We start from the raw sequence: 12,294 nt of genomic DNA, 5'->3' as shown, positions 1-12,294 counted from the left end.
TATTTAATATTTGTAATATTAAAGAAATATTTTCGGTTAGTGTTTTGATAGACTTTTAATTAGAGGAGTGAAGAGCTTGGCTGGACACGTAGTAAAATACGGAAAACACCGCGAACGTAGAAGTTTCGCCCGGATCAGTGAAGTGTTAGAGTTACCTAACTTGATCGAAATTCAAACAGACTCTTACCAATGGTTTTTAGATGAAGGATTAAGAGAAATGTTTGAGGACATTTTACCGATCGATGATTTTCAAGGAAACTTATCTTTGGAATTTGTGGATTATGAATTAAAAGAACCTAAGTATACGGTAGAAGAAGCGCGTGCACATGACGCAAACTATTCTGCACCGTTACACGTTACTCTACGATTGACGAACCGTGAATCTGGAGAAATCAAATCACAAGAAGTATTCTTCGGTGATTTCCCTCTAATGACTGAAATGGGAACATTTATCATCAATGGTGCAGAACGTGTTATCGTTTCTCAATTAGTACGTTCACCAGGTGTTTATTTCCATGGAAAAGTAGATAAAAATGGTAAAGAAGGCTTTGGCTCAACAGTAATCCCTAACCGTGGTGCATGGTTAGAAATGGAAACTGATGCGAAAGACATTTCTTACGTACGTATTGACCGTACACGTAAAATTCCTTTAACTGTATTAGTTCGTGCCTTAGGTTTTGGCTCTGACGATACGATTTTTGAAATTTTTGGTGAAACATTAAGCTTACGTAATACGATCGAAAAGGATTTACACAAAAATGCCAGCGATTCTCGTACTGAAGAAGGCTTGAAAGATATCTATGAGCGCCTTCGACCTGGTGAGCCGAAAACGGCTGACAGTTCTCGTAACTTACTGAACGCTCGTTTCTTCGATCCGAAACGTTATGACTTAGCGAACGTTGGTCGCTACAAAGTCAACAAAAAATTAGATTTAAAAACTCGTTTATTGAACCTAACTTTGGGAGAAACATTGATCGATGCTGAAACTGGCGAAATCATTGTTGAAAAAGGGACAGTATTGACCCACCAAGTAATGGAAACATTAGGTGAACATATCGATAACGGCTTAAACAGCGTAACGTATTACCCAAGTGAAGATGGTGTAGTTACTGAACCAATGACAGTTCAAGTAATCAAAGTTCTTTCTCCAAAAGATCCAGAGCGCATCGTTAACGTAATCGGTAATGGTTATCCTGATACAAGTGTGAAGACTGTTCGTCCAGCAGATATCGTCGCTTCAATGAGTTATTTCTTTAACTTACAAGAAGACATCGGTAACGTAGATGATATCGATCACTTAGGAAACCGTCGTATTCGTTCAGTTGGTGAATTACTACAAAACCAATTCCGTATTGGTTTAGCTCGTATGGAGCGTGTGGTTCGTGAAAGAATGTCTATTCAAGATACTGAAACATTGACACCACAACAATTGATCAATATTCGTCCAGTAGTGGCAAGTATCAAAGAATTCTTTGGTTCTTCTCAGTTATCACAGTTCATGGATCAAACAAATCCTCTAGGTGAGTTGACACACAAACGTCGTCTATCTGCCTTAGGACCTGGTGGTTTGACTCGTGACCGTGCCGGCTATGAAGTTCGAGACGTTCACTATTCCCACTATGGCCGTATGTGTCCGATCGAAACGCCTGAGGGCCCGAATATCGGATTGATCAATAGCTTGTCAAGTTATGCTAAAGTCAATAAATTTGGATTTATCGAAACACCGTATCGTCGTGTAGATCGTGCTACAGGAAAAGTAACCGACAAAGTAGATTACCTAACTGCCGACACAGAGGATCACTACATCGTAGCGCAAGCAAACTCACGTTTGAATGACGATGGAACGTTCGCTGAAGAATTGGTAATGGCTCGTTTGCAAAGTGAAAACCTTGAAGTGACGATCGATAGAGTCGATTACATGGACGTTTCGCCTAAACAGGTAGTAGCAGTTGCGACAGCATGTATTCCTTTCTTGGAAAACGATGACTCCAACCGTGCCTTGATGGGTGCCAACATGCAACGTCAAGCAGTACCGTTGATCCAACCTCGTTCACCACTTGTGGGAACTGGTATGGAATACAAGTCAGCTCATGACTCGGGTGCCGCTTTACTATGTAAACATGATGGTGTCGTTGAATATGTGGATGCATCAGAAGTACGCGTTCGCCGTGACAATGGCGCATTAGATAAATATATGGTAACAAAATTCCGTCGTTCAAATTCAGGTACAAGTTACAACCAACGTCCAATCGTTCTTTTAGGCGAAAAAGTTGAAAAAGGCGATACATTAGCAGATGGACCTTCTATGGAAGAAGGAGAAATGGCTTTAGGACAAAACGTACTTGTCGGATTTATGACATGGGAAGGGTATAACTACGAGGATGCGATCATCATGAGCCGTCGTTTGGTGAAAGATGATGTCTATACTTCTATCCATATTGAAGAGTATGAATCAGAAGCTCGTGATACAAAATTAGGCCCTGAAGAAATCACTCGTGAAATTCCAAACGTCGGGGAAGATGCTTTGAAAGATCTTGACGAAATGGGAATTATCCGTATCGGTGCTGAAGTCAAAGACGGCGACCTATTAGTAGGTAAAGTAACGCCTAAAGGGGTAACTGAGTTATCTGCTGAGGAACGTTTACTACATGCTATCTTTGGTGAAAAAGCTCGTGAAGTTCGTGATACATCTCTACGTGTACCTCACGGTGGCGGCGGGATCGTTCATGATGTGAAAATCTTTACTCGTGAAGCCGGAGACGAATTATCTCCAGGCGTAAACATGTTAGTTCGTGTATATATCGTTCAAAAACGTAAAATCAACGAAGGTGATAAAATGGCCGGTCGTCACGGTAATAAAGGGGTTGTATCCCGTATTATGCCGGAAGAAGATATGCCGTTCTTGCCAGATGGTACACCGATCGATATCATGTTGAACCCATTAGGGGTGCCATCACGTATGAACATCGGACAAGTACTAGAATTGCACTTGGGTATGGCTGCTCGTCAGTTAGGTATCCACATTGCAACACCAGTATTTGATGGTGCGAATGATGATGATGTCTGGGAGACTGTTCGTGAAGCTGGTATGGCTAGTGACGCGAAAACAGTTCTTTACGACGGACGTACAGGTGAACCATTTGATAACCGCATCTCTGTTGGTGTGATGTACATGATCAAATTGGCCCACATGGTCGATGATAAATTACATGCCCGTTCTATTGGACCATACTCACTTGTTACCCAACAACCACTTGGAGGTAAAGCTCAATTTGGTGGACAACGTTTTGGGGAGATGGAAGTGTGGGCACTGGAAGCATACGGTGCAGCTTACACATTACAAGAAATTTTAACGTACAAATCTGATGATGTGGTTGGTCGTGTGAAAACATACGAAGCCATCGTCAAGGGTGAACCAATTCCAAAACCAGGCGTACCTGAATCATTCCGCGTATTGGTAAAAGAATTACAATCACTTGGGTTAGATATGCGCGTATTGGACATTGAAGAACAAGAAATCGAATTACGTGATATGGATGACGATGATGATGACTTGATCACAGTTGATGCCCTAACAAAATTTGCCGAACAACAATCAGCGAAACAATTAGAAAAAGAAGCAGCTGAAGCAAAAGAAGCGGCTGATGCAGTTCTTGAACAAGAAATTGAAACTGCAGAAGATACAAAAGACTAATTGTTTAGAGTCTTATTAAAATTGTCAAGTTAGTTTTGTCTCAACACTCTTTGCAAAAACAGAGTTGAGACAGCTGGTGGAAGAAAATGAGTATTAAAAAATACTGTATTTTTCTTCTCACCCTAACTTTTCCTATCAAGAAATGGAGGGAATCCCTTTTGATCGATGTAAATAAATTCGAAAGTATGCAAATAGGTTTAGCTTCTCCAGAAAAGATCAGAAGCTGGTCTTACGGTGAAGTAAAGAAACCCGAAACGATTAACTACCGTACGTTAAAACCTGAACGTGAAGGTTTGTTCTGTGAACGCATTTTCGGTCCAACTAAAGACTGGGAATGTGCCTGTGGAAAATACAAACGTATTCGTTATAAAGGTATCGTTTGTGACCGTTGCGGTGTAGAAGTAACTCGTTCTAAAGTTCGTCGTGAACGTATGGGACATATCGAGTTAGCAGCACCTGTTTCACATATCTGGTATTTCAAAGGCATTCCATCTCGTATGGGACTAGTGTTAGACATGAGTCCTCGTGCGTTGGAAGAGATCATTTACTTTGCATCTTATGTAGTAATTGATGCTGGAGATACTTCTTTAGAGAAAAAACAACTATTAACAGAGCGTGAGTACCGCGATAAACGTGATCAATATGGTCAAGGTTTTTCAGCCGCAATGGGTGCAGAAGCTGTTAAACAGTTATTAGACAATGTTGACTTAGATGGCGAAGTAGCTCAACTAAAAGAAGAGTTGAAATCTGCCCAAGGTCAAAAAAGAACACGTGCAATTCGTCGTTTGGACATTTTAGAAGCATTTCGTGCCTCTGGAAACTTACCAAGCTGGATGGTTATGGATGTTATTCCTGTAATTCCACCAGATTTACGTCCGATGGTTCAATTAGAAGGTGGTCGTTTTGCGACTTCTGACTTGAACGATTTATACCGTCGTGTAATCAACCGTAACAATCGTTTGAAACGTTTATTAGATTTAAATGCGCCAAACATCATTGTTCAAAATGAAAAACGTATGCTGCAAGAAGCGGTCGATGCGTTGATCGATAATGGTCGTCGTGGCCGTCCTGTTACAGGACCAGGTAACCGTCCATTGAAATCTCTTTCTCATATGCTAAAAGGGAAACAAGGTCGTTTCCGTCAAAACTTACTAGGTAAACGTGTGGATTACTCTGGTCGTTCAGTTATCGTCGTAGGGCCTAACTTGAAGATGTACCAATGTGGTTTACCAAAAGAAATGGCGATTGAATTATTCAAGCCATTTGTGATGCGTGAACTAGTTCAACGTGAAATCGCAACAAACATCAAAAACGCAAAACGTAAAATCGAGCGCGGAGAAGATGAAGTTTGGGATATCTTAGAAGAAGTCATTCAAGAGCATCCTGTATTGCTTAACCGAGCACCTACACTACACAGACTTGGTATCCAAGCCTTTGAACCAGTGTTAGTTGAAGGTCGTGCAATCCGTCTTCACCCATTAGTTTGTGAAGCCTACAATGCCGATTTCGATGGAGACCAAATGGCCGTTCACGTTCCATTGAACGAAGAAGCACAAGCAGAAGCACGTATGTTAATGCTAGCTGCTCAAAACATTTTGAATCCAAAAGATGGTAAACCAGTTGTAACGCCTTCTCAAGATATGGTCTTAGGTAACTACTACCTAACAATGGAAGAAGACGGTCGTGAAGGGGAAGGTATGATCTTCCGTGACATGAACGAAGCTGTTTTAGCATGGCGTAATGGATACGTGCATTTACACTCACGTATCGGTGTTCAAACAACCTTACTTGGCGACAAACCGTTTACGGATTGGCAAAAAGAACGTATTTTGATCACAACAGTAGGTAAGATTATCTTTAATGAAATCATGCCTGTGGAATTCCCTTACTTGAATGAACCAACAGATTACAACTTAACTGTACAAACACCTGACAATTATTTTGTAGAAGCTGGTACAGATATTCCTGCGCATATTAAAGCACAAGAATTAGTCTTACCATTCAAGAAGAAAAACTTAGGAAATATTATCGCTGAAGTATTCAAGAGATTCCATATCACTGAAACTTCTAAGATGCTTGATAGAATGAAAGACTTAGGGTATAAACATTCTACTCATGCTGGTATGACTGTTGGTATCGCTGATATCATGGTGTTGCATGAAAAACAAGAAATCATCGATGATGCCCATAAACAAGTGGAAAATATCACGAAACAATTCCGTCGTGGTCTGATTACAGATGACGAACGTTATGAACGTGTTATTGCTGTTTGGAATAAAGCTAAAGATGAGATCCAACAAAAACTGATCGAAAGTATGGATGCTAAAAATCCAATCTTCATGATGTCAGATTCTGGAGCCCGTGGTAACATCTCCAACTTTACTCAGCTTGCTGGTATGCGTGGACTGATGGCCGCACCGAACGGACGTATCATGGAACTACCGATCATCTCGAACTTCCGTGAAGGACTTTCTGTCTTGGAAATGTTTATCTCTACCCATGGAGCTCGTAAAGGGATGACCGATACAGCCTTGAAGACTGCCGATTCAGGTTACTTGACTCGTCGTTTAGTTGACGTTGCCCAAGATGTTATCATTCGTGAAGATGATTGTGGAACTGACCGTGGTCTAGTGATTCAATCTATTCGTGAAGGGAATGAAATCATTGAACCTTTAGAAGAACGTTTACTAGGACGTTACACTCGTAAATCAGTGATGCATCCTGAAACTGGCAAAATGATTATTGGCGAAGATCAACTGATTTCAGAAGATCTTGCAAGAGAAATCGTAGATGCTGGTGTTGAAACTGTAACAATCCGTTCCGTATTTACATGTAACACCAAACATGGTGTATGTAAACACTGTTACGGCCGTAACTTAGCAACTGGTTCTGGTGTTGAAGTTGGGGAAGCAGTTGGTACAATTGCCGCTCAATCAATCGGTGAACCTGGTACTCAGTTAACAATGCGTACGTTCCATACAGGTGGGGTTGCCGGAGATGATATTACTCAAGGTCTACCTCGTGTCCAAGAAATCTTTGAAGCACGTAATCCGAAAGGACAAGCAGTTATCACAGAAGTTACCGGTGAAGTTATCGATATTTCTGAAGATCCTGCAACACGTCAAAAAGAAGTAACAATCAAAGGGAAAACAGATACTCGTACGTATACAGTTCCTTATACAGCTCGTATGAAAGTTGCTGAAGGCGATACGATCCATCGTGGTGAGCCGTTGACAGAAGGTTCGATCGATCCTAAACAACTACTACAAGTTCGCGATGTTTTATCTGTTGAAAACTACCTATTGCGTGAAGTACAACGTGTGTACCGTATGCAAGGGGTGGAAATCGGTGATAAACATATCGAGGTAATGGTTCGTCAAATGCTTCGTAAAGTTCGTGTCATGGATCCAGGTGATACTGAAATCTTACCAGGTACATTACTAGATATCGCTGAATTTAAAGATCGTAACTACGACACATTAGTAGCCGGCGGCGTTCCTGCAACAAGCCGTCCAGTCTTGCTAGGAATCACAAAAGCATCATTAGAAACAAATAGTTTCTTATCTGCTGCGTCATTCCAAGAAACAACTCGTGTGTTAACAGATGCTGCGATCCGTGGTAAAAAAGACCCATTACTTGGTTTGAAAGAAAATGTTATCATCGGTAAGATCATCCCAGCTGGTACTGGTATGGCTCGTTACCGTAACATGGAACCAAAAGAAGTTGGCGTAGCGAGCGAAAATGTCTACAGTATCTCTGATATTGAAGCACAAATGGCTGCTGAAGATGCTTTGAATGAGTTGAATAAATAATAGATAATAAAAAGGCTTGAAATCAATCGATTTCAAGCCTTTTTTGTTTAATCAAGTTCTGACGCTGCATCTTGATCTAAAACAATCGTTAAATTAGGGTGTGTTTGTAATAAAGAAGCGGGTACTTCATTTGTGATTGGACCGAAGAAAGCGCGTTTGATGATAGCAGCTTTTTTCTTGCCCGTAGCAAAGAGCACAATTTCTTTTGCATGCATCACGCTTTTTGGTCCCATCGTCACATAAAAGTCTGGGCGTTCATTTTCATCTCCGCCGACTTCACTTAATAAGATCTCTTTCATATTTTCAGTAGCATTTTCTCCTACATAAGAAGTTAAATCTTCAAATTTGGTTGTTCCTGGCAGGTTTCCGCAATAATGACCATCTGCTCCGATTCCTAATAAAATCAAATCTAGTCCGCCATCTTGTTGAATCCTCTTATCTTGGGTTTTGTAGTTGTTTTCGTCTAAGGGATGGATCTGGCTCTCAGGAATTTCTGCGGGTTTAAAAAATAGGTTGTTGAGATTTGTCATCGTTACACCATATCCTTTTTTCTGTTTAAATGGGATTTCATCGAAGTTGTAATAATGAACATTATCAAGATAAGATTTGTTTTTTACATCTGAAACTAAGTATTCATACATTTTAACGGGTGTTGAGCCAGCGGTTATAGCTAAGTTCACTCGTTTTTGTTGGTACATTTTACCAAGTAGAATATTTGCAGCGACCCGGCTCATTTTTTCGTAGTTTTCTTCAATGATGATTTTCATTTTTTTGAACAGCTCCTTCTTTTTATTTAACTTATCATATGGGAACCATCCCATGTCAATGGGATTTTTGTAGAAGATATGAGTTTAGTATATATCTTTTGTGTATCAATAAGTTCAGAATAGCATAGAATTACAGTAACTTGGTTGAATGGCAGTCAATAAATAAAAAACTTCCCGATAAGTAGTTGTAATTATACTAAGGCTAAAATATAATTAACATACTGAACAAATAGGGGTTTGAGGATGGTAAAATTATGAATATAAAGTTAGAATTAGGAAAAAAAATCCGTATGTTTCGAGAACAAAAAGGTCAAAGTAGAGAAGCGTTTTGTGATGATGAGTTAGAATTGACTGTTAGACAACTTTCTAGAATAGAAGCTGGAGAGTCACTGCCCACACTACCAAAGCTTACATATATATCAAAACAACTTTCTATACCTATTTCACACCTAATTAATGAGAATGAAATCACATTGCCTAAACGTTATATCCAGTTGAAAATGAATTTATTCAAAAGACCTCCGCAATATAATGATGCGATGAAAAAAATGGTCGAGGACACCTTTGAGGAAATATATGAAGACTACTACGAGACTTTACCTGAAGAAGAGCAACTTTTAGTGGATACTGCTCAGGCGCATAATGATGTAAATCTTTCTAAGAAAATTGATTTTGGTGAGGGAATACTGCAAGATTATTTTTTTCAAATTAGAAAAAAAAAGGAGTATACTGAAAATGATTTGTTAATTATACATTTATATTTTGCCTGTTGTCATTATAAGCCATTCGATAATCAAGAGTTTGATACTTTGGTGGAGAAGATATTGGAACAAATCAATTACAGTTCAGAATTTGGCTTGATTATTCTAAATAGAATTCTAGTTACAATAGCTGGTCTATACATTATTTCTAATCGATATGATAGAATTTTAAATATTACAAAAATTTCAAATACCATCATGAAAATGAGTCAGGACTTTCATCAAAAACCGATCATTGATATGCTTGAAGGAAAGCATTGGATGTATCTTAATGATTTAGAAAAGGCGAATAAAAAGTATAATGATGCAATATTACTTGCTCAATTACATGGTGAGGAGCTATTATCAGATAGAATTAAGCAAGAATGGGAAGAAGATTTAAATAGTTAATTATAGACTGTGGAGACATAATTATGTTTCCACAGTTTTTTTCTAATTATTTAGGAATGTTAATAACCGGACAAAGATGTCCTGTTAGAAAAATACAGAAAACAGTAAAGTAATACATGTAAAGAGGACACAAAACAAAAAATAGAACGATGTTTAAGAACTTTAGTAAGGATTATAAAAAATGACAAAGATGTCCTGTTGGAAAAAAGGATAAAACAGTAAAGTAATATATATCAAGAAGACCTAAATAGAAAAGGAAAGGAGGAATTAGAGTATGAAATTATGGAGTATTTTATGCGGATTTTGGTGGGAACTATAAGATGAATAATTTAAGTAAGTATAAAGTTATAACATGATAGATAAAAAATAATTAGCGAACAAAAAGAGAGGTGATATTCATGACAAATATAAAATATTTTATTAAAGATCAAGAAATCATACATAGAAAATTGGTTATTTTAAATGGTGGCGATGAAGATAAGCTACTAAAAATACTTAACAAAGGCGAGCTATTGAAAATTGTTATGCTCCCTCAAAAAACAGAAAAGGAATTACTTTTTGACTATTTGAATGTAGAAGATGTTGAAGTACTAGAAATAAAATGAAGAAAATCCAGTTAAATCATAGGAGTGATAAACATGCAGGAAGTTAGAATGAATAACTATTTATTAAAAACGAAGAGTTTAGTAAAAAAATATAAAGATTATCATGCAGTAAATGAAGTCTCAATGACGATCAATCAAGGAGATATTTACGGATTTATTGGCAAGAATGGTGCAGGTAAGACAACTTTTATTCGGATGTTAACGAATTTAATCGAGAAAAGTTCAGGTAGTATCGAATTTTTTAATGGTAAGGAAAAAATAAAAGTTGGTGCTGTAATAGAATCACCAGCATGTTATCCCTACCTATCTGCCCAAGAGAATTTGAATTATTATGCTATCCAAATGAATTTACCTGATAGGAAAAATCGTATTAAAGAAGTGCTTGAGTTTATTGGGCTAGGATCTGTTGGTAAGAAAATGTTTAAAGACTTTTCTTTAGGCATGAAGCAGCGCTTAGGTATTGGGTTAGCTATTTTGAATAACCCTAATCTACTTATTTTGGATGAACCAACCAATGGTTTGGACCCACAAGGGATAGTTGAAATTAGAGAAATCATAAAAAAATTAAATAGAGAGTACAAAACGACTATCTTAGTATCAAGTCACATTTTATCAGAATTATCCATGATAGCGACAAGATACGGAATCATTCATCAAGGAAAATTGATTAAAGAAGTGACAACACAAGAACTTGAGAATGAATGTAAAAAAACAATTCTATTATCGAGCATGGACAATCAAAAATGCCAGAATATTTTAGAAAAAGAAGGTTATGTCGTGAATAGTGATGATGTTGGATTAGTAGTTAGTGCAGAAAAGTCTGAAATGCCAAGCATTTCTCAGGTTCTATTTAACAACCAATTGTATCTTACTTATTTTTCATACAAAGAAGAAAGTCTAGAAGACTACTATTTAAAATTAACAGAGTAAAGGGGAATTTATATGTTAAATCTATTAAAATCAGATACTTATAGAATTTTAAAAGGAAAACTTGGTTTTTATTCAGTCGCAGGTTTAATTTTATTCGGAATATTTTTTGGAATAGTGAGAGATGATACACCGAGTTTAGAAGTGATCCAAGATGGCTTATCCAGTGCTTCGATTTTTGTTTCAATTTTTATGATCAATATTTTTATTATTGTTTGGGGTCATGAGTTTATGAATCGGGTTGTCAATAATTCATTGATTTTTGGGATTAAAAGATGGGTATATTTTCTAAGTAAAGTTGCATTAACCTTTATTCTGGTATTTATCTTTTTAGTAATTTATACAGGATCATTAGCAAGTACGGTGTGGTTTACAGGTGGCGGGTTTTCTCTGTTTGAAATGGCAAAAATAATGTTGTTACAACTGCCATTGTATTTTGCAGTCAGTCTTATAGGTGTGTTGTTGTTTAATGTAATTAAATCAAGTAATGTTGCAACTGCGGTATTTGTGGCACTAATTTTAGTAGGAGAAGGGCTCGCCTCAAGTTTTGTTTCAAGTTATTTTTCAGCAGCCAACTCATTATTAGACACGTTATTATTTACTAATATTAGACAATTGACGGACTATCAAAATGTATCAAACCAGACATTTGTAATTGTTTTTAGTAGTGCATTAGTTTACAGCATTATATTTTATGTATGCAGCTATACGTTGTTCAAAGAAAGAGATTTTAAATAATAAAAAGAGAAGAAAGAAGTGAATCGTATGAAAAAGAAACTAATGATTTTGATCCTTGTGGTCGCAGCTGTTCTCCTTGTCGGCTATACAACGATGCGCTCAGATAAAACAACAAAAGACATAACGAAAGAATGGAGCCTTTCAACAGATGTGATTGAATCGCTATCGTTATTGGGTGCAGAACAAAATGTTAAGACAACGATCATTGAAACGGATAAAGAAAAAACAGTAGTTAAATTAGCTGGAAAAGTATCTGATAAAACAGAAAAAGAACTCAATAAGACAACGGCTAAGAAAGCGAATTTGGAAATTACATTATCTGATATAGATGGCTTCAAATTGATGCCAAGTAACGATGGGAAAAGTGAACTAGAAATGCAGATTTTATTAGGCAAAAATGCAAGTATAAAACATTTAAAAATAGAGTCAATCGTAGGAAATGTTGATGTTACTGTTCCACAAGGTTTTCAAGGTAAGTATGTGACGACCGCCAAAAATGGTGGAGAAGTTTTAGAAGTTCCAGATACAAGTAAAGATCAGGATGAAGTTATAGAAATTAACACCATTGGAGATATTCACATTAAAAAGTAAGGAGAATGT

General features: G+C 37.4%; 8 protein-coding genes. 7 read left to right on the top strand and 1 reads right to left on the bottom strand.

Features of this window, described 5'->3' with window-relative positions; all coding sequences use genetic code 11:
* Positions 1 to 76 precede the first annotated feature (76 nt).
* Positions 77 to 3,694, top strand: coding sequence for a DNA-directed RNA polymerase subunit beta (gene rpoB / locus AC4BB7_RS17300; protein ID WP_170923027.1), 3,618 nt, complete (start codon positions 77 to 79; stop codon positions 3,692 to 3,694).
* A gap of 158 nt (positions 3,695 to 3,852) precedes the next feature.
* Entirely contained in the window at positions 3,853 to 7,506 is a 3,654-nt protein-coding gene (gene rpoC, locus AC4BB7_RS17295) for a DNA-directed RNA polymerase subunit beta' (RefSeq protein ID WP_086314679.1), read from the top strand.
* A gap of 47 nt (positions 7,507 to 7,553) precedes the next feature.
* Here the strand turns inward: rpoC and AC4BB7_RS17290 are convergent, their stop codons facing one another.
* Entirely contained in the window at positions 7,554 to 8,273 is a 720-nt protein-coding gene (locus AC4BB7_RS17290) for a glucosamine-6-phosphate deaminase (RefSeq protein WP_490483899.1), read from the bottom strand.
* 254 nt (positions 8,274 to 8,527) lie between these two features.
* On the opposite strand from AC4BB7_RS17290, the gene AC4BB7_RS17285 reads away from it, so the two are divergent.
* The 5 genes from AC4BB7_RS17285 to AC4BB7_RS17265 all read left to right on the top strand — a co-directional run bounded on the left by AC4BB7_RS17285 (position 8,528) and on the right by AC4BB7_RS17265 (position 12,285).
* On the top strand, positions 8,528 to 9,424 hold the full coding sequence (locus AC4BB7_RS17285; RefSeq protein WP_490483898.1) for a helix-turn-helix domain-containing protein: 897 nt from the start codon (positions 8,528 to 8,530) through the stop codon (positions 9,422 to 9,424).
* Between the two features lie 398 nt (positions 9,425 to 9,822).
* Entirely contained in the window at positions 9,823 to 10,029 is a 207-nt protein-coding gene (locus AC4BB7_RS17280; RefSeq protein ID WP_490483897.1) for a hypothetical protein, read from the top strand.
* A gap of 33 nt (positions 10,030 to 10,062) precedes the next feature.
* Positions 10,063 to 10,959, top strand: a complete 897-nt coding sequence (locus AC4BB7_RS17275; protein ID WP_490483896.1) for an ABC transporter ATP-binding protein — start codon at positions 10,063 to 10,065, stop codon at positions 10,957 to 10,959.
* A 12-nt stretch (positions 10,960 to 10,971) separates the two neighbouring features.
* A complete protein-coding gene (locus tag AC4BB7_RS17270; RefSeq protein ID WP_086314674.1) occupies positions 10,972 to 11,694 on the top strand; it encodes a hypothetical protein in 723 nt (240 codons plus the stop codon).
* Positions 11,695 to 11,721: 27 nt separating this feature from the next.
* Positions 11,722 to 12,285: a hypothetical protein gene (locus tag AC4BB7_RS17265; RefSeq protein WP_490483895.1), complete on the top strand. Its 564-nt coding sequence runs from the start codon at positions 11,722 to 11,724 to the stop codon at positions 12,283 to 12,285.
* The last annotated feature ends 9 nt before the right edge of the window (positions 12,286 to 12,294 follow it).

The organism is Enterococcus sp. AAFC-DPL-5182, assembly GCF_058216605.1.
This window is presented reverse-complemented; position numbering and strand designations above follow the sequence as displayed.